The organism is Natronobacterium texcoconense, from assembly GCF_900104065.1.
GTDB classification, from domain to species: Archaea; Halobacteriota; Halobacteria; order Halobacteriales; family Natrialbaceae; genus Natronobacterium; species Natronobacterium texcoconense.
Genome location: NZ_FNLC01000005.1, coordinates 139,021 through 156,161, shown reverse-complemented (window position 1 = coordinate 156,161; position 17,141 = coordinate 139,021). Strand labels below are relative to the sequence as shown.

The 17,141-nt window shown below is 65.1% G+C and carries 19 protein-coding genes; 12 read left to right on the top strand and 7 right to left on the bottom strand.

What is annotated here, in order from left to right; all coding sequences use genetic code 11:
- Nucleotides 1-184: 184 nt before the first annotated feature.
- A complete protein-coding gene (locus BLR35_RS18050; protein ID WP_090385158.1) occupies nt 185-1,471 on the bottom strand; it encodes a TIGR00341 family protein in 1,287 nt (428 codons plus the stop codon).
- Nucleotides 1,472-1,627: 156 nt separating this feature from the next.
- Between BLR35_RS18050 and BLR35_RS18045 the strand changes: the two genes are divergently transcribed.
- Nucleotides 1,628-2,098 carry a DUF7994 family protein gene (locus tag BLR35_RS18045; RefSeq protein WP_244510281.1) on the top strand — a complete coding sequence of 157 codons (471 nt, stop codon included), beginning with the start codon at nt 1,628-1,630 and terminating at the stop codon, nt 2,096-2,098.
- A gap of 80 nt (nt 2,099-2,178) precedes the next feature.
- Nucleotides 2,179-2,796, top strand: a complete 618-nt coding sequence (engB, locus tag BLR35_RS18040) for a GTP-binding protein EngB (protein ID WP_090385156.1) — start codon at nt 2,179-2,181, stop codon at nt 2,794-2,796.
- Nucleotides 2,797-2,803: 7 nt separating this feature from the next.
- Here engB and BLR35_RS18035 read toward each other — a convergent pair whose 3' ends face one another.
- The 3 genes from BLR35_RS18035 to BLR35_RS18025 form a co-directional block, all read right to left on the bottom strand.
- Entirely contained in the window at nt 2,804-3,712 is a 909-nt protein-coding gene (locus tag BLR35_RS18035) for an AEC family transporter (RefSeq protein ID WP_090385154.1), read from the bottom strand.
- 94 nt (nt 3,713-3,806) lie between these two features.
- Nucleotides 3,807-4,736: a D-2-hydroxyacid dehydrogenase gene (gene ddh, locus BLR35_RS18030; protein ID WP_090385151.1), complete on the bottom strand. Its 930-nt coding sequence runs from the start codon at nt 4,734-4,736 to the stop codon at nt 3,807-3,809.
- A gap of 175 nt (nt 4,737-4,911) precedes the next feature.
- The gene (locus tag BLR35_RS18025) at nt 4,912-6,264 is read right to left on the bottom strand and encodes an eIF2B alpha/beta/delta subunit family protein (RefSeq protein WP_090385150.1); all 1,353 of its coding nucleotides are present in this window, start codon (nt 6,262-6,264) and stop codon (nt 4,912-4,914) included.
- A gap of 60 nt (nt 6,265-6,324) precedes the next feature.
- Between BLR35_RS18025 and BLR35_RS18020 the strand changes: the two genes are divergently transcribed.
- The 7 genes from BLR35_RS18020 (at nt 6,325) to BLR35_RS17990 (ending at nt 13,589) form a co-directional block, all read left to right on the top strand.
- Nucleotides 6,325-6,828, top strand: coding sequence for a metallophosphoesterase family protein (locus tag BLR35_RS18020; protein ID WP_090385316.1), 504 nt, complete (start codon nt 6,325-6,327; stop codon nt 6,826-6,828).
- 52 nt (nt 6,829-6,880) lie between these two features.
- Nucleotides 6,881-7,426 (top strand): ribbon-helix-helix protein, CopG family, encoded by a 546-nt coding sequence (locus BLR35_RS18015; protein WP_090385314.1) that lies wholly within the window; start codon nt 6,881-6,883, stop codon nt 7,424-7,426.
- A 145-nt stretch (nt 7,427-7,571) separates the two neighbouring features.
- Nucleotides 7,572-8,798 (top strand): Nramp family divalent metal transporter, encoded by a 1,227-nt coding sequence (locus BLR35_RS18010; protein ID WP_090385146.1) that lies wholly within the window; start codon nt 7,572-7,574, stop codon nt 8,796-8,798.
- 129 nt (nt 8,799-8,927) lie between these two features.
- Nucleotides 8,928-10,952: a hydantoinase/oxoprolinase family protein gene (locus BLR35_RS18005; protein WP_244510280.1), complete on the top strand. Its 2,025-nt coding sequence runs from the start codon at nt 8,928-8,930 to the stop codon at nt 10,950-10,952.
- Nucleotides 10,949-12,586, top strand: a complete 1,638-nt coding sequence (locus tag BLR35_RS18000) for a hydantoinase B/oxoprolinase family protein (RefSeq protein WP_090385141.1) — start codon at nt 10,949-10,951, stop codon at nt 12,584-12,586. Before BLR35_RS18005 ends, BLR35_RS18000 begins: the two co-directional genes overlap by 4 nt.
- A gap of 8 nt (nt 12,587-12,594) precedes the next feature.
- Nucleotides 12,595-13,311: a maleate cis-trans isomerase family protein gene (locus BLR35_RS17995; RefSeq protein ID WP_090385139.1), complete on the top strand. Its 717-nt coding sequence runs from the start codon at nt 12,595-12,597 to the stop codon at nt 13,309-13,311.
- A gap of 35 nt (nt 13,312-13,346) precedes the next feature.
- Entirely contained in the window at nt 13,347-13,589 is a 243-nt protein-coding gene (locus tag BLR35_RS17990) for a hypothetical protein (protein ID WP_090385137.1), read from the top strand.
- Between the two features lie 47 nt (nt 13,590-13,636).
- Here the strand turns inward: BLR35_RS17990 and BLR35_RS17985 are convergent, their stop codons facing one another.
- Nucleotides 13,637-13,978 carry a hypothetical protein gene (locus BLR35_RS17985; RefSeq protein ID WP_090385134.1) on the bottom strand — a complete coding sequence of 114 codons (342 nt, stop codon included), beginning with the start codon at nt 13,976-13,978 and terminating at the stop codon, nt 13,637-13,639.
- A gap of 227 nt (nt 13,979-14,205) precedes the next feature.
- On the opposite strand from BLR35_RS17985, the gene BLR35_RS17980 reads away from it, so the two are divergent.
- A complete protein-coding gene (locus BLR35_RS17980) occupies nt 14,206-14,430 on the top strand; it encodes a DUF8066 domain-containing protein (RefSeq protein ID WP_090385131.1) in 225 nt (74 codons plus the stop codon).
- 70 nt (nt 14,431-14,500) lie between these two features.
- On the opposite strand, the gene BLR35_RS17975 is transcribed toward BLR35_RS17980, so the two are convergent.
- Both BLR35_RS17975 and BLR35_RS17970 read right to left on the bottom strand, forming a co-directional pair.
- Nucleotides 14,501-14,833: a growth inhibitor gene (locus BLR35_RS17975; protein WP_090385127.1), complete on the bottom strand. Its 333-nt coding sequence runs from the start codon at nt 14,831-14,833 to the stop codon at nt 14,501-14,503.
- Complete coding sequence (locus BLR35_RS17970; protein ID WP_090385125.1) at nt 14,830-15,195, bottom strand: MarR family transcriptional regulator; 366 nt, start codon at nt 15,193-15,195, stop codon at nt 14,830-14,832. Before BLR35_RS17970 ends, BLR35_RS17975 begins: the two co-directional genes overlap by 4 nt.
- Nucleotides 15,196-15,313: 118 nt before the next feature.
- Between BLR35_RS17970 and BLR35_RS17965 the strand changes: the two genes are divergently transcribed.
- Nucleotides 15,314-16,090: a coenzyme F420-0:L-glutamate ligase gene (locus BLR35_RS17965; protein WP_090385122.1), complete on the top strand. Its 777-nt coding sequence runs from the start codon at nt 15,314-15,316 to the stop codon at nt 16,088-16,090.
- The gene (locus BLR35_RS17960) at nt 16,087-17,112 is read left to right on the top strand and encodes a 5,10-methylenetetrahydromethanopterin reductase (protein ID WP_090385119.1); all 1,026 of its coding nucleotides are present in this window, start codon (nt 16,087-16,089) and stop codon (nt 17,110-17,112) included. The genes BLR35_RS17965 and BLR35_RS17960 overlap by 4 nt, the downstream gene beginning before the upstream one ends.
- The last annotated feature ends 29 nt before the right edge of the window (nt 17,113-17,141 follow it).

Sequence of the window (17,141 nt, the reverse complement as noted above, 5' to 3'; positions counted from 1 at the left end):
CGTATCGCACCTCGATCGACACGTCTTCGTCCAACTGCTGGGCGGTCCGTTCCCGTAACGTCTCCGCGAGTTCTGCCGACGAGTCCGAACCCGACCCCGAAACTCGAACCACTAGCTCCAACGACTCGAGTCTGCTCGAGCGGGTTCGACGCCGATAAGAGCGACAGCGCGTCGATACGATCAGTTACATCACGTTGACGTACCTGACCTCGACCTCGACCGGGTCGTCGGTGTGCTGGTTGATCCGGTCGCGTAACGTCTCCGCGAGTTCCGGCGGCGATTCCCCGGGCGGGCCACCGATCGTGACGATCACCCGCTCCGGACTCACGAAGGGGTAGTCGTCGTCCATCACGACCTCGAACTCGAGTAGCTGGTACTGTTCGAACTCCTCCTCCGAGAGGACGAGTTCGACCTCCTCGCGGGCGTTCTCTTCGAACGTCGCGGTGACGTAGGAGGCGTACGTGATGCCGCCGAGGAAGAGCGCGAAGATGAAGACGATCGCGGCGAGTCCGACGACTCGACGACGGACGCGCTGTTCGGTCTCGCCGAGCGAGAAGAGGTTCTCGGGCCGGTAGCCGACGTACCACAGCGTGAGCAGGCCCGCGAGGTTCACCGAGAGGACGTTGACCAATACGAGCGCCGTCGAACCGATGGCGGCCGAGGGCTGCCCCCACGCGATAGCGATCCCCGCGGCGGCCGCTGGCGGGATCAGCGCCGCGGCGATCATGACGCCGACGAGGGCGACGGCCGTACCGGTCGCAATGCTGATGATCCCCGCGACGCCGGCTCCGAGCGCGATCGCAAGCGAGAGCAGGTCCGGCGCAAGTCGCTCGGAGATTTCGCCGACCGCACTGATGTCGAGTCCGGGCGGGACGATGTTGGTCACACGGACCAGCCACGCGAAGACGGCGGCCGCCGCGATCGCGAGGACGATCCCGAGGATCTGGTAGCGCAGACTCTTTCGGAACAGGTCCTCGTCGTCGATCACGGAGCCGACGCTCAGCCCGAGTGCCGGCCCGATCAGCGGCGCGATCACCATCGAGCCGACGACGACCGCCGGCGAGTCGAGCAGGAGTCCCGCGGTCGCGACGACGGCGCTGATGATCGTCATGATCGCGTAGACGCTGAACGTCGGCGTCAGCGACTCCGCCTCGGCCTGAAGTTCCTGGCGCGAGATGCGATCGGAGTCGACGTCGCCGTTCTCGTATTCCTCGCGAAGCGCCTCGAACCGGCGGGAAACGACAGTCTCCGCATCGACGACGACCGTATAGGCGTCCTCGTCGATCCCCGCGTCCTGCAGTTCGTCGAGGACGGGTTCGACGGCCGGCGACGGCAACGGAAAGTAGATGACGGCCGTGTACTCCCGTCTCCCCTCCTCGTCAGTCACGACGTAGTCGATCTCGCGATCCTCGAGCGCATCGAGGACCGTCTCCCGCTTCCCCGTCGGAACCGTCAACTGTACGAGACGCACGTGGATTGGTGAGTACCTGGGGGCTCATAACTTGCGGCGCTTTCGGAATGCGCCGCTCGAGTTTTGCCGGTCGTGACTCGACCGTATCGACGGAGATCGGACCGATCGAACGAGGCCACCGGTAGTACTTTTGTCAATAGCATAGACCTACGGGCGATGATCAGACGATCGGCGCCGTGGTTCGGTGTCCTCCTGCTCGTGTTCACCGTCGCCCTCCTCGTCGGATTCGGACGCACCGTACTCGTCGATCCAGTCACTGCCGCCTTGCTCGTCGGCTTCGCCTGTGCCGGACTCCTGTCCATCGTCGGCGGGACGAGAGAGTCGGTGACGATCGGCTCGCGAACGATCCCGCGGAACGTCTTCCTCGGTGCCTCGAGCGTCGTGCTGGCAGTCGGCATCGCTCCGTCCGGAATTAGAGTGATCGGAACCGGCGGTACAGCACCCGTGGTCGCCGGGGCAGGACTGCTCGTCAGCAGCGTGTCGCTCGCCTGGCTCGGAGTCCAGACGGCACGCGACAGCCGACACGTCGAACTCGAGGACACCCCATCCACGAAACGGATCGTCACGGTCGCCGCTCTCGTGGCGGTTTCGTTCGGTTTCGGTGCCGTCCTCGTCTCGTACGTCTGAGTCGTTAGCGGGCGAACCGCTCTCGGTCGGCGACGAAGCCGATCACCGCGTATATACCCGCGACACCCGTACGGGCGGGTATGTTCGATACGCGTCCCGACCGCGAAGCCGAGGTCGCACTCGTCGGTCGTTCGAACGTGGGCAAGTCCACGCTCATGCGCGAGTTGACCGGTCACAAATTCGACACCGGCGGGAACCCCGGCGTCACCCGCCAGCCCAACCACTACGACTGGACAGCGGAGGACTTCGTCATCACCGATCTGCCCGGCTTCGGGTTCATGAGCGGCGTCGACGAGGATCACCGCGAGCAGATCAAGACGGACATCGTCCACTACTTAGAGGAGTACGCCGATAACGTCCTCGTCGCGATTCTGGTCGTCGACGGCAAGAGCGTGATCGACATCATCGATCGTCACTCCGGTCCCGACGAGGTCCCCTACGACGTGGAGATGTTTCACTTCCTTCGGGATCTGGAGGTCCCGGTCGTCGTCGCGGTCAACAAGATGGACAAGGTCGACGACAAAGACGAACGCCTGAACGAGCTCTGTGACCGACTCGGTCTCTACCCGCCGTGGAAACAGTGGCAGGAGACGATCGCACCGATCACCGCGAAGAAGGGACGGATCGAACCGCTGAACGAGGCCGTCCGGGAGCATCTCCACGAACAGCAGCGAGACGACCTGTTCAAATTCTTCTGAGCAGCGGCTAGCCGACGAGCACCACGAGCAACGACAGCGTCACGATCGAGACCAGCGTCGTGACGAAGACGTTCACCGACGCGAACGCGGCGTCGCCGCCGAACTCCTGTGCGAAGAGGTACGTCGACACCGAGGTCGGCGTGCCGAGCATGACGATACTCGCCGCGAAGACAGCGTGATCGACCGCGAGTGTAGAGAAGACGATCCAGGCCAGCGCGGGCATGCAACCGACTTTCAGCGCCATGACGGAGCCGGTAGCGCCGACGTCGAGCGACGACGAACCGAGCCGCAACGAGGAGCCGACGCAGATCAGCGCCAGCGGCAACGCGAGCGTCCCGATGGCGTCCAGCCCGACGATAGCGGGCGACGGCGGGACGAGTCCGACCGCGCCGACGACGAGTCCGACTGCCAGCGCCCCGAGCACGGGATCGGTCAGGAGTCGGCGAACTTCCCCGCGGATCGAGGTACTCGTACTCCCGAGCAGACTGAAGATTCCGATCGTCAGTGGCAACTGGATCAGCGAGAGCACGCCGTAGATCACGCTCGCGATCGCCGCGATCCCCGAATCGAACGTCGCCGCCACCAGCGGCAGCCCGAGGTAGCCGAGATTGGAGTGATAGGACTGGACGACCGCGACGCTCCGTCGGGGTCGCGACGAGCGATTCCGGTGGACGACCCAGGCGATTCCGGCCGTCCCCAGCATGACGACGATGAGGCCGACGAGCAACGCCCTCGAGAGCAACTCGTCGGCGGACTGGTCGTACGTGGAGACGAACACGACTGCCGGCAACGCGACGTAGTAGGCGAGCGCGTTCAGCCGTGCAGTTCGCTCGGCTCCGAGCACGCCGCCCCGACGGAGAGCAGTGCCCGCGAGTAGCAACGCGAGCATCGCGACCAGTCGTCCGACGACCTCCATACCTCGGCCCTGACTCGAGAGGGGTTTGTACTATTCGGTCGCGGCACGTCCTGCACCGTCGTAGTCGGTCGAATCGTACGTCTGATGCGCAGGTTCAGACGACTCGGTTGTAGAACTCCTCCTCGTCCTCGAGTCGCCCCACGTTCTCCTCGACGAGGTCGCCGACGTCCCGGAAGTAGTCCCGGGTGAATGCCGCACAGTGGGGCGTGACGATGACCTCGTCCATCTCCCACAGCGGCGACTCCTCGGGCAGCGGCTCTTCCTCGAAGACGTCCAGCGCCGCGCCCTCGATCGCTCCCGACTCGAGGGCGTCGATCAACGCATGCTCGTCGACGATCGGACCCCGACCGACGTTGACGAAGTAGGCGTCCTCGCGCATGGTCTCGAACACCTCACTATCGACGAGCTGGTGCGTCTCGTCGGTTAGCGGGAGCGTGACGATCACGAAGTCGGCATCGGCGACCGCCTCGAGCAGGTCGTCGGTCGCGTAAATCTCGTCGAAGCCGGGGACGGGATCGGCCGAACGGCGAACGCCAACGGTTCGAACACCCAGCGAACCGACGACGTCGGCGACGCCGCTCCCGAGCGTGCCCGTACCGAGGATGCAGGCCGTCTTGCCGGGCAGCGTAAAGGCCTCGTCCCAGGCGGGTTTCTCCCACTCACCCTCCTTCTGGGCGGCGACGTGGGCGTGGAGCCGACGGGAAAAGGCGAGCAGGTAGCCCGCGACCGTCTCGCCGACGGTCCGGTCGTGGATTCCGGTGCTGTTGGTGAGGACGACATCCTCTGCCTCGAGGTCGTCGAACGGGAATCGGTCGACGCCGGCCTGGATCGAGTGAATCCAATCACAGTCGAGAAACGCCTCGCGGTACGCGAAGGTGACGACGGCGTCACAGTCCCTGGCTCCGTCGTCGTCGACGGTCTCGACGGTGGCTGGAAGATCCGAGAGGTACGATTCCAGTTCCGCCGGCGGGAATACGTTGCCGACCGATTCGTGGACGCCGATTCGCTCGAGATCGAGTGACATGGATTGGGGTAAGAACGACTCGAGGTTCAAACTTTGTGCAATTCGTCGACAGGTATAACTCGAGTTCGGCGAACGGTGTAGCCGACGCTCCCAAATATAGGACGGCGGCTCGGGAAAATCCCTCATCACAAGGGGCTCAGAGGGGGTAACTCTTCGTCACGGCCGCCATCTCTGGCTACTCCCTCGAGGGGTTTCCGTCTATCGCTTCCGTCGATCCGTTCCGCCACGACTCGAGTTCGCGCAACTCCTCGACCACATCCCCGATCGCCCCGGCTTCGAGCAGTCCGCGTTCGGTCGCAATCTCGTCGATACAGTCGGCGGGCGTCACGTCGAACGTCGGATTCAGGACGTCGAGGGCGGAGTCACCGTCGTAGACTGCCGTTCGATCGCCAGACTCGAGGTTGAGTTCCTCGCGAGTGGAGACCTTGTCGATGGCGGCGACGACGGTGACGGGGACGTCTTCGTGGCTGGCTGCGAGCGCGGCGGTGCGCGTGCCGGTCTTGTTTACGACGGCGCCGTCCGCCCGAACGGTGTCCGCGCCGACGAGCACGCGGTCGACGTCTTCGCGCTCGAGGACGTGAGCCATCGCCGCGTCGGTGTGGACGGTGACGGGACAGTCGAGATCGTCGGCCAGTTCCTCGGCCACGTCGATCCCCTCGCGTGCTGGCCTGGATTCGCCGACGAAGACGCGGGAGGGATCGCCCTGCCGGAGCGCCTCGGCGACGGTTCCGGACCGCGAGAGCGTCAGGACGGTGCCGTCGACGATCTCGCCCGCGGTCGCCGCGGCCTCCTCGTCGGCCGCGAGCGCGCGGTCGATCCCCTCGAGCGTGGTCTCGAGAACGCCGGGCGCACCCTCGCTGGGGTCGGCTTCTGCCATCGCCCGGTTCACCCGGTTGCGGAGGACGGCCATCGAGGGTCGGGCCTCGAGCAATCGACCGGCGAGTTCCGCGAGTTCGTCGCGTTCGCCCTCCGGATCCTCGCCGAACTCCTCTCGTTCGGCAACGAGCAGTCCCGCCCGGTCCCGCAGCACCTCGAGCGCGCGGATCGAGAGCGCGGCCGCGCCGTGCTCGCCGTCCGCGGCGATAGAGCGTACCGTGGGCGCGACGCGTTCGTACGCCGTCCAGAGCTTCGGTACCGTCTCGAGGTCTTCGCCGACCGACTCGAAGAGCGTCGTCGGCGGGAACCAGGCGTACTCGTCGTGTTCGTCGCTCAGTTCGATCTCGAGTTCGGCGTCGCAGTCGAACAGGTAGGGATGGACGACCCACTCGCGCTCTACGTCCTCGTCGGTGAACTCTACAGGGCGGCCGGAGCGGACGAGCGAGACGTCCTCCGCTGCGAGGCCGGTCTCCTCGCGGATCTCGACCTGCACCTGCTCGTCCGGATCGTCCTCCGCGAACCCGGAGACGCCACCCCACACACCCTGGTAGGTGCCGACGGCGTCGCTGCGACACAGTAGAAGGACCTCGCCTCGCCGCCGGAGGAAGGCGGTGACGACGTGGTCCGCGTCGATCTCGTCGGAATCGTTCATACCGGCGCAACGATTCCCGGGAGGGAATCGCTTTCGGGACTGGACGCCGAACCGCCGCCCATGAAACGCGTCGCCATTGTCAGCGACACGCACGTCCCGTCCCGCGCGAGCGAGATTCCGGACTGGATCGCAGACGAGATTCGGCAAGCGGACCACACGATCCACGCGGGCGACTTCGACTCGAGACGAGCCTACGACCGCATCGAGGAACTCGCCGACGGAAACCTGACCTGTGCGCGAGGCAATATGGATCCCGCGACGCTCGAGGTGCCGTCCGCGGCAGTGAAACGGCTCGAGGACGTCACGTTCGTCGTCACCCACGGTACCGGATCGCCCGAGGGCTGGCACCGCCGGGTGACCGAGACGGCCGACGGGAAGACCGATTCCGACGTCGATCCGGTGGTCGTCGCGGGTCACACCCACGAAGTGGTCGACACGACCGTCGACGGAACGCGCGTGCTCAATCCCGGAAGTGCGACGGGTGCCAGTCCCGCGAATCGAGAGTCGATGTTCGTCGCGACGGTCGATGGGACCGACCTCGAGGTAGAACTGCAAACCCGGTAGTCAAGACCGAGGCTCCGTGAACTATACCCGTCTCGGGTTCATCGTCGGGGCCATGACCAGACGTGTCACGGTATCACTTGACGATGACTCGGCGACGGCACTCGAGACGCTACTCGCCGAGACGGGGGAGGGACAAAGCGAAGTCGTGCGGCGTGCACTGACCTTCTACGCGGCGAACCTCGAGGCGGCAAGCGGGAAACCGAGCGAGAACTTAGAACAGTACTACAAGATGCTTTCCTCGGGGGAGCACGTCTTACTGGATATCGACTTTCTGCACGCGTTTCTCGAGCACTGCTACGCAGGCGGCGATCCCGACCCCGAGTTCGTCGCGGCGGCCGATCGCGTTTCGGACTACCACGCACGCGAGTACGCCGAACGGTTCGACGAGGTCGGCGAGATACTCGAGTGGCTATCCTTCTGTGGTTTTCTCGAGGTGCGCTGCGAAGGCGACGGCGTCTATCACGTGGTCTTTCCTTCGGAACCGATCCGGTGGTTCATGACGCGCTTTATCGAACGGAGCACCGTCGACCTGCCGGCTGAAATCGAGATCGATCAGGGCGTCTCGAAAGTGATCGTTACCGAACGGACAGACGATTGATCGACTCGTGACTCATCTAGAGAAGTTCATACAGATTCATACGAATTCATAATCCGTATGTTCAGAAGGCAGTGAAATAGGTGAATACACCTACGCTTCTTAACAATATTTTTATTGTATCTGTGGAGAAGTGTGAGACCGTAACATGGGTGTGATAGACAGACTGAAGGCAATCGGTCCGGGGGCACTCGTCGCCGCGGCGTTCGTCGGACCGGGAACCGTCACGACTGCAAGTGTAATCGGGGCAGAGTACGCGTACCTGCTCGTGTGGACGATCGCGTTCTCGATCCTGGCGACGATCGTTCTGCAAGAGATGAGTGCGCGACTCGGCCTGATCACGCGGGAGGGACTGGGCGAAGCGCTTCGAAACGAGTTCTCGAACCCGATCGCGAAGTGGGGATCTGTCCTGCTGGTCGTGGGAGCGATCGGCGTCGGCACGGCCGCGTTCCAGACCGGTAACATCGTCGGCGGGGCCGCGGGTCTCGCGACGATCACCGGCATCAGCGAGAACATCTGGGGGCCGCTGATCGGTCTCGTCGCCGGCGTGTTACTCTGGTCGGGCAACTACAAACTGATCGAACGGGTCTTCATCGGCCTCGTCGTGATTATGGGACTCGCGTTCGTCGTGAACGCGATCGTTGTCCAGCCAGACGTCACCGCGTTCTCGCTCGGTCTCGTCCCGACGATCCCCGAGGGATCGGCCTACCTCATCGTCGGCCTCGTCGGAACGACCGTCGTCGGCTACAACCTGTTCCTGCACGCCAGTACTGTCCAGGAGCGGTGGGACGACGCCGACGACCTCACGGAGTGTCGTATCGACACAGTCGGCATGATCGTCGTCGGCGGACTCATCACGACGGCGATCGTCGTCACGGCCGCGGCCGTCTTCCCCGAAGGGACGTCGATCGAGGACGTCGGCGCGATGGCCGACCAGCTAGAACCCGTACTGGGCGGCTACGCGCTGACGTTCTTCGCAATCGGGCTCTTCGCGGCCGGCTTCACGAGCGCGATGAGCGCACCACTCGCCGGTGCGTACGCGACCGCCGGCGCGCTCGGCTGGGAACGCGACCTCACCTCGACGAAGTTCCGCGCGATCTGGGTGACGATCCTCGGCGTCGGCGTCGTCTTTTCCGGCCTCGGCTACGATCCCGTGGAAGTCATCGTGCTCGCGCAGGTCTTCAACGGGCTCCTGTTGCCGATCCTCGCCGTGTTCCTCATCTACGCGATGAACAACGACGACCTGCTCGGCGAGTACACGAACACCACGCTCCAGAACGTGCTCGGCGGTATCGTCACGATCGTCGTCGTCGTAATCGGACTGCAGACGCTCCTCGACAATCTGGATGCGCTGATCGCCCTGTTGCCAGTGTAGGGCGATAATCGGTGACGTACCGACCGTCCTGGCACCGCCCGGCGTCTTTTCGCCGGCAACCACACCGACCTCCAGCAGATGAACGAGACTGACACAAACGACGAACCCGTAGTATCACACGACCACCGAATGAACTCGAACGACACGACCGACGACACCCGAATCGGCGTCGACGTCGGCGGCACCTTCACCGACGTCGCCCTCTCGGTCGACGACCGACTCGTCACCGCGAAGGTGCCGACCACCGACGACCAGAGCGTCGGCGTCCTCGAGGGGATCGACAAGGCCTGCGAGCGCGCCGATATCGATCCCGGCGAGATCGACGACTTCGCCCACGCGATGACGGTCTCGGTCAACGCCCTCTTAGAGCGCGGCGGCGCGAGAACTGCGCTCGTAACGACGGAGGGGTTCCGGGACGTCCTCGAGATCGGACGACAGGACCGCCCCGATCTGTACGACCTCGAGGCAGAGAAACCCGATCCGCTCGTCCCGCGCGAACTCCGGTTCGAGGTGGACGAGCGGACGACCGACGACGGAATCGAGTCCGAGGTCGATCCCGACGAGATCCGCGATCTGGCAGAATCGATCGAGGAACGCGACGTCGAGGCCGTCGCCATCTGTCTGCTGCACGCCTACGCGGACACCGAGAACGAACGCGTCGTCGCGGAGACGCTGCGCGAGGAACTCGAGGTTCCAGTTTCGGCGTCCCACGAGGTGCTCGCGGAGTTTCGCGAGTTCGAGCGCACGTCGACGACGGCCGTCGACGCCTACGTTCGGCCGGCGATCGACAGCTACGTCGGGCGACTCGTCGACGAGTCCGAGGACGCGGGGATTCCGGCTCCACGGATCATGCAGGCCAACGGCGGCATCGCCGACCCCGAGACGGTCCGCGAACACGCCGTTACGACGACGATGTCCGGCCCCGCGGCCGGCGTCGTCGGCGCGGCCGCGACCGTCTCCGACGACGCTGTTGAGGGGCTCGTTACCTTCGACATGGGCGGCACCTCGAGCGACGTGAGCCTCGTCCGCGACGGCCAGGCTGAACGAACCACCGACGCCGAAATCGCCGGCCTGCCGATCCGGACGCCGATGGTCGACGTCAACACCGTCGGTGCGGGCGGCGGCTCGATCGCCTGGGTCGACGCCGGCGGCGCGCTCCGGGTCGGCCCCCAGTCCTCGGGTGCCGAACCGGGCCCCGCCTGTTACGGCAAAGGCGGCACGTTACCTACCGTCACCGACGCCAACGTCGTGCTGGGCTACATCGGCCCCGAGACTGCGCTCGGCGGCGAGATGACCCTGGACGTCGAGGCGGCTCAGGACGTTCTCGAGGACCTGGCGGACGAGGCCGGCCTCGAGAGCGCGCTCGAGGCCGCCCAGGGCGTCTACCGGGTCGCGAACGCGACGATGACCCGGACGATCCGCTCGGTGACCGTCGAACGCGGCCACGACCCCCGCGAGTTCGCGCTGGTCGCGTTCGGCGGCGCGGGCCCGATGCACGCCGCGGCGCTGGCCGACGCGCTCGAGGTCGACCGCGTGGTCGTCCCACGGCCGGGCGGCGTCCTCTCGGCATTCGGACTGCTCGCTGCCGACGAGAGCTACGACGCCGTCCGTACCGTGGGCGTCGGACTCGAAGAGGCAACACCGGCAGCACTCGAGGACGTCTACGACGACCTCGTCGCGGACGTGCTCGCCGACGCGTCCGACCCCGACGCGGCGCAGGTCGAACGCGCCGCGGACTGTCGGTACGCCGGCCAGAGCTTCGAACTGACCGTCCCCGTCGACGAGGAGTTCGACGCGGCGGCGGTTGCCGAGCGATTCCACAACGCTCACGAACGGGCCTACGGCTACGCGATGGACGAGGCGATCGAGGTCGTCAACCTGCGCGCGACGGCGACGATCTCTGGTACCGAACCGACCGTCCGCCACGACGGCGAGGGCGACGCACTCGTCGGCACGCGCGAGGCGTACTTCCCCGGCACCGGGCCGCGGGAGACGACCGTCTACGACCGCGATCGGCTCTCGCCGGGCGTGGCGATTTCGGGGCCGGCGATCCTCGAGCAGGCCGAGAGTACAACTGTCGTCCCCCCGACGTGGGCGGGCGAGATCGAACACGATGGAACTCTCGTGATGACGCGAGAGGGGGGAAACCAATGACGGACACCACAATCGACCCGGTAACGCTGGAAGTGCTACGAAATCAACTCGAGAGCATCGCCGAGGAGATGGGCCAGACCCTGATCCGCGGCGCGTACTCGCCGAACATCAAGGAACGTCGGGACTGCTCGACAGCACTGTTCGACGCTGGAGGCCGGATGATCGCACAGGCCGAACACATCCCGGTCCACCTCGGAGCGATGCCGGCGGCCGTCGACGCCGTCCGCGACCTCGACCCCCAGCCGGGCGACGTGTTCGTGCTCAACGATCCGTTTACCGGCGGAACGCACCTGCCCGACGTGACGATGGTGTCGACGCTTTCGGCGGCACCCTCGAGTGCGGGCGACGGCGACGAAGAGACTGACGACGAGATCGTCGGTTACGCCGTCTCTCGCGCCCACCATGCCGACGTCGGCGGGATGACCCCCGGAAGCATGCCCGCCGGCGCACAGGAGATCTACCAGGAGGGACTGCGACTACCCCCGACGCGACTCGTCGAGGGTGGCGAACTCCGCGAGGACGTCCACTCGCTTATCCTCGCGAACGTCCGCAACCCCCGCGAACGACGCGCGGACCTGCGAGCACAGCTCGCCGCGAACGAACGCGCGGCGGAACGGCTCGAGTCGCTGTTCGCCGAACACGGCCGCGAGACGGTTCTCGAGGCGTTCGACGCCGTGATCGACTACTCCCACGACCGGATCGTCGACGAGATCGCTGAACTGCCCGACGGCACGTACGAGGCGACCGACGTCCTCGAGGGCGACGGCGTCACGGACGAAGATGTCGAAATCGCTGTGACGGTCACCGTCGACGGCGAGACGATCGACGTCGACTTCTCGGGCACCGACGACCAGCTCGCGGGCAACCTCAACGCGCCAGTCGCGGTCGCAAAGAGCGCGGTCTACTTCGTCGTCCGTTGCGTGACCGACCCCGAGATCCCGCCGAACCACGGCTGCTACGAGCCGGTCAGCGTCCACGCACCCGAGGGGACGTTGCTCAACCCCGAGCCACCGGCGGCCGTCGTCGGCGGCAACGTCGAGACCAGCCAGCGCGTCACCGACGTCGTCTTCACCGCACTCGCGAAGGCCGCGCCCGACCGCGTGCCGGCCCAGGGCCAGGGGACGATGAACAACCTGACCATCGGTGCGCGCGACGGCTCCTTTACCTACTACGAGACGATCGGCGGTGGCTTCGGCGCTCGAGCGGGCCGCGACGGGATGGACGGCGTCCAGGTCGGAATGACAAACACGCTGAACACGCCCGTCGAGTCGATCGAGACCGAGTACCCGCTTCGCGTAAATCGGTACGCGCTCCGCGAGAACAGCGGTGGTCGCGGCCGGTATCGCGGGGGCCTCGGCCTCGAGCGCACCGTCACCGTCGAGAAGGACGCGACCGTTTCGCTGCTGACCGAACGTCGTCGCCACGCGCCGAAAGGCGTCGCCGGCGGTGAAGATGGCGCGACCGGCGAGAACCTGATCGACGGCGAGTCGGTGCCCGCGAAGACGACCGTCGACGTCGAGGCCGGGACGACCGTGACGGTCCGGACGCCCGGCGGCGGCGGACACGGCGACCCCGACGAGGACGCACTCGAGGACGACCAGCGCGCCGGAAAACGTACTGACGTGGAGGACTGAGTACCAGTATGCCAGCGACAGACCCGAGCACCCGACTGGGACTGATCGTCCCGTCGTCGAACACGACCGCCGAACCCGAGTTCCGGGCGGCGCTACCCGACTCGGTGACTGTCCACGGCGCGCGGATGTCCCTCGAGTCGGTCACCGTCGACGCGCTCGACGCGATGAGCGACGACGTCCGGCGCGCTGCCGAACTGCTCGGTCACGCCGACGTCGACGCCGTCGCCTACGCCTGCACCACCGGAAGCCTGCTTCACGGCCCCGGCTTCGACGCCGAACTCGAGGAAGAGATCGAAGAAGTCGCCGACGCGCCCGCTGTCGCGACCGCCCGCTCGGTCGTCCGCGCACTCGAGAGCCTCGACGTCGACCGAGTCGCCGTCCGAACGCCGTACACGGCCGACCTCGACGAGAAGGAACGCGACTTTCTCGAGGAGTCGGGATTCGAGGTCGCGAGCATCGACGGGCGCGGCATCGAGGCGAACGTCGAAATTGGCGCACTGACCCCAGAGGACGCGGCGGAACAGGTTCGCGAGGGAGTCGACGCCGAGGACGTCGACGCCGTCTTCGTCTCCTGTACGAACTACCGGTCGCTCGCCGCAGTCGAGGAACTCGAGTCCGACCTCGGAGTCCCCGTGGTGACGAGCAACGGCGCGACGCTGTGGGACGTCGCTCGAGTGACCGACCTCGAGGTCGACAGGCCGGGCGCGCTGTTTACGAGTCAGTAAATTTAACTTTCGGCTTTTTCTCGTAATAGCCAGCAGTGAACGCCTTCGAACCCGAGCCCACGCAGTCCCCACGAAAGATCGCGTCCTGGGTATTCACCAGAAGTCTCCTTATCACCGTCTTCACCGGCTACGGAATACTACTGGCGTGGAACCTGTTTGGCCTCCTACGGATCCCAGCGATGACTGCCATTGGACTCTACGGCGTTTGGTACTCGTATCTCGTCGTGTTTCGCGGTGTCGACGCCCTGCTCGAGGGACGGACCGGAGCTACACCGTAGCCGATGAATCGGCTGTGTACTGTAGCGGGCGTCTGGAGTCGCTAAGATTACCGTGTCATCCAGGACGGAAGGACGGGGTTGTCTGCCTCCGATTCTTCGGTTTCGCTGACACCGTACTCGACGTCCAGTCGATACACGTAGACGAGTGCAACGACGCCAAGGACACCAGGAAGGACGAGATCGGGCCCGAGACGATACGTCATCTCCTGCTGTAACGAGGACGGTCCCGCTGCGTCGACTAGCGCGAGAAACGCAATATCTACGAAATACACCGCGAAGAACACGGGCCAGACGTAGCGAACGCGTGTCTCCCCTCGCCACAACCAGACCGCAGTGAGAAGGCCGAGAACAATCAGCGAGAGCGACAGGACGAGAGAGGTGAAAACCACCCGTTCTACTGCAGAAGGCGCGTCGTGCTGGAGAAGTATCGTAGAAAGCGTCCAGACAGTAGGAATACTGACGACGCTACCGAGTACGAGCCAGAGACTCAGAATCGACGCTCCCAGTGGACGACGGGAACGGTCGGATCGTGACGAGGGCGACATTTGAGACGTGAACTACAGTATAGAAACCCCGGACCAAAAATATTAGTCAGAGAGAAAGTCCAACAGTTCGTATGGCAACCAGCGAACCCTCCGTCCGCGACCGGCATCGACTCACGGAATACGGCTATCTGCTCGGCGTGATCGTCGCGTTCGTCGTCCTGGCACTGTTCTGGGCGGTTCGGCCGGAGTTCATCCTCGCCGGCTGTCTCCTCATCGTCGCGCTGTACGTCATCGGGCGAATCGTTCGGGCGCTCGAGCGGATCGCGGACTCTTTGGAGCGACTTGCCGACGAATAGTTCGTTTCACCGATCGTACGACCTATAGGTCCCAGTCCTCGGTAGCAGCACGGCTGTTTCCAGCCAGCGATTACTCTCGCAAATATTCGACGAGTCGATCGACCGCTTCGTCTACGCGAGCGTCTTCGATTCGGCCGAACCACTCGAGAATTTCGTCGTGGTTCAGCGATACGACACCCCAGGGAACGAGGAAACTCCGCTTTGGCAATTCGCCGTCGATAAAGTCGTCTTCGGTGACCGAGATCGTCTCGTCGTACCACGTTCTGGTCGTGAGCGTCACCGCGACGTATTGCTCGCCGTCGAACGGATGTTCTTCGGTGTTGCAGATGACGAACGGGCGACTGGGCTTTTCCTCGTCGAACGGATCGCCGACTTCGACGACGTCTCCGCGTTCGTACTTCATTCGTGCTCTCGTTCGTTTGGATGCGGCCCGTCAGCAGCGGCGTCGCGCCATTCGTCCATATCCTCGGTACCGAGTCGCTCGTTCAGCGTCTCGAGACTCAGACTGAAATCGACTGCTCTTCGGATGCGCTCCCGATCGCCGACCGCCCAGTACGGTGGCTTGTGTCGGACGAGATTTCGCTCCTTCAACCGACTCAACACTGCACTGACGGCATTCGGATCGATATCCGTCGCATCGGCGATCTCCTGCCGACGAAACGCCTTGTCGTCGTTCGTGAGAAGAAAAGAGAGAATCCGCTCCGCGTTCGTCCGCTCAGAGTCGAACTCGGATTCCCGCTCGAACGTTTCGATATCGATCGGCATGCGTCGATATACGTGTTTGTGATGTATGGCTGTTTTCCTGTTTGGGCCGAGTCGTCTCACTATTGTTCCTATTCTCCGGTGACGGTGCGCTTTTGACGCCGCTCCCCAACCCTCCGGTATGGAACTGACGCCAGTGACGGACCTGCCCGAGATCCGTCCCGGCGACGACCTCGCCGAATTGATCGCGGATCGGGCCGGGGACGACCTCGAGTCGGCGGACGTGCTCACCGTCGCGAGTACGGTCGTCTCGAAGGCGGAGGGACGGACGGCCGACCTCGAGGACTATCCCGTCAGCGGCCGCGCCCAGGAGATAGCCGACCGGATCGAGGACGTCGCGGGCGAGGAGAAGGACCCGCGGTTCGCACAGGCGGTCTTGGAGGAGAGTACTGAGCTGTTGATCGAGGCTCCCTTCCTGCTGACGGAGACGCGTTTCGGCCACATTACGGTCAACGCGGGGATCGATCGGTCGAACGTGCCCGATCACGACTTGCTGTTGTTGCCCGAACGACCGGGCGAGAGCGCCGAGCGAATTCGGCGAGGACTCGAGGACCTCGGATTGTCGGACGTCGCCGTCGTCGTCACCGACACCTGTGGTCGGCCGTTCCGACACGGACAACGCGGCGTCGCGATCGGCTGGGCGGGGATGCCCGCGAGCCGTGACTGGCGCGGCGAACGCGACCGCGATGGCCGGGAACTCGGCGTCACCGTCCAGTCGGTGGTCGACGAACTCGCGGCGGCAGCGAATCTCGTCACCGGCGAGGGAGCCGACGGCACGCCCGCGGTCGTCGTTCGTGACTGGGACTTTGGCGACTTAGAGGGCAGCGACGAACTGTTCAGATCGGTCGAGGACGACCTCGTCCGAAAGGCACTGCGAGAGTGGGAGTTCGACCAATGACACGCAACACCGACGAACCGACCTGGGGTATCGAACTGACGCCCGAACACTCGCCCGACCGGATGGCGTCCCTCGCGACACTCGCGGAGGACGAGGGGTTCGACGTGGCCTTCACGAGCAGCCACTACTTCAACCGCGACCCCTTCGTCGTCTGCTCGCGGATGGCGGAGGCGACGGAGGAGATCCGACTGGGGCCGGGGATCGTCAACCCCTACGAGACCCATCCGGTACGGCTGGCCGCACAGACGGCGACGATCGACGAGGTCAGCGACGGCCGCGCCGTCTTCGGCGTCGGGCCAGGCGACCGATCCTCGCTCGCGAACCTCGGCGTCGAGCACGACCGGCCGCTGCGACGCGTCCTCGAGACGTTCGACGTCGCCCGTGATCTGTGGGACGGCGAGACCGTCACCCACGACGGCACCTTCACTGCCCGGGACGCCTCGTTGAACCTCGAGCCCACATCGGACGAGATTCCGGTCTACGTCGGCGCACAGGGACCACACATGCTCCGGATGAGTGGCAAGCACGCCGACGGCGTCCTGATCAACGCCGCCCACCCGCGTGACCTCGAGTGGGCGGCGGGACAGATCGAGCAGGGACTCGAAGAACGACCCGACGACTACGGCGAGTTCGAGTCGCTCGCGTTCGCGAGCGTCAGCGTCGCCGCAGAGGAAGACGAGGCCCGCGAAGCCGCGCGCCCGCCGGTGGCCTTCATCGTCGGCGGCGCAGCCGATCCAGTGCTCGAGCGTCACGATATCGATCGCGAGGCGGCAGCAGCGGTCAGCGAGGCGCTCGAGGCTGGCGACCTCCCCGAGGCGTTCGGCCACGTCACGCCGGAGATGGTCGATGCGTTCTGTATCGCCGGGACGACGGAGACGGTCGCCGAGCAGTTCGAAGCGGCGCTCGAGCACGTCGACGGGATCGTGGTGGGGTCGCCGCTGGGTCCGGACCTGGAGGATGCGATCGAACGGGCGAGCGACGCGCTCGAGCAGGCGACTAGTGGCGGTCCAAGCCTGAACTGATGGGTCGAATTCAGCGGTGTGGTTCGATT

What these genes read in the sequence shown, in the direction of transcription:
- BLR35_RS18045 (WP_244510281.1), top strand. Translation starts at nt 1,628, where the DNA reads ATGATCAGACGATCGGCGCCGTGGTTCGGTGTCCTCCTGCTCGTGTTC.
- engB (WP_090385156.1), top strand. Translation starts at nt 2,179, where the DNA reads ATGTTCGATACGCGTCCCGACCGCGAAGCCGAGGTCGCACTCGTCGGT.
- BLR35_RS18035 (WP_090385154.1), bottom strand. Translation starts at nt 3,712, where the DNA reads ATGGAGGTCGTCGGACGACTGGTCGCGATGCTCGCGTTGCTACTCGCG.
- ddh (WP_090385151.1), bottom strand. Translation starts at nt 4,736, where the DNA reads ATGTCACTCGATCTCGAGCGAATCGGCGTCCACGAATCGGTCGGCAAC.
- BLR35_RS18025 (WP_090385150.1), bottom strand. Translation starts at nt 6,264, where the DNA reads ATGAACGATTCCGACGAGATCGACGCGGACCACGTCGTCACCGCCTTC.
- BLR35_RS18020 (WP_090385316.1), top strand. Translation starts at nt 6,325, where the DNA reads ATGAAACGCGTCGCCATTGTCAGCGACACGCACGTCCCGTCCCGCGCG.
- BLR35_RS18015 (WP_090385314.1), top strand. Translation starts at nt 6,881, where the DNA reads ATGACCAGACGTGTCACGGTATCACTTGACGATGACTCGGCGACGGCA.
- BLR35_RS18010 (WP_090385146.1), top strand. Translation starts at nt 7,572, where the DNA reads ATGGGTGTGATAGACAGACTGAAGGCAATCGGTCCGGGGGCACTCGTC.
- BLR35_RS18005 (WP_244510280.1), top strand. Translation starts at nt 8,928, where the DNA reads ATGAACTCGAACGACACGACCGACGACACCCGAATCGGCGTCGACGTC.
- BLR35_RS18000 (WP_090385141.1), top strand. Translation starts at nt 10,949, where the DNA reads ATGACGGACACCACAATCGACCCGGTAACGCTGGAAGTGCTACGAAAT.
- BLR35_RS17995 (WP_090385139.1), top strand. Translation starts at nt 12,595, where the DNA reads ATGCCAGCGACAGACCCGAGCACCCGACTGGGACTGATCGTCCCGTCG.
- BLR35_RS17980 (WP_090385131.1), top strand. Translation starts at nt 14,206, where the DNA reads ATGGCAACCAGCGAACCCTCCGTCCGCGACCGGCATCGACTCACGGAA.
- BLR35_RS17975 (WP_090385127.1), bottom strand. Translation starts at nt 14,833, where the DNA reads ATGAAGTACGAACGCGGAGACGTCGTCGAAGTCGGCGATCCGTTCGAC.
- BLR35_RS17970 (WP_090385125.1), bottom strand. Translation starts at nt 15,195, where the DNA reads ATGCCGATCGATATCGAAACGTTCGAGCGGGAATCCGAGTTCGACTCT.
- BLR35_RS17965 (WP_090385122.1), top strand. Translation starts at nt 15,314, where the DNA reads ATGGAACTGACGCCAGTGACGGACCTGCCCGAGATCCGTCCCGGCGAC.
- BLR35_RS17960 (WP_090385119.1), top strand. Translation starts at nt 16,087, where the DNA reads ATGACACGCAACACCGACGAACCGACCTGGGGTATCGAACTGACGCCC.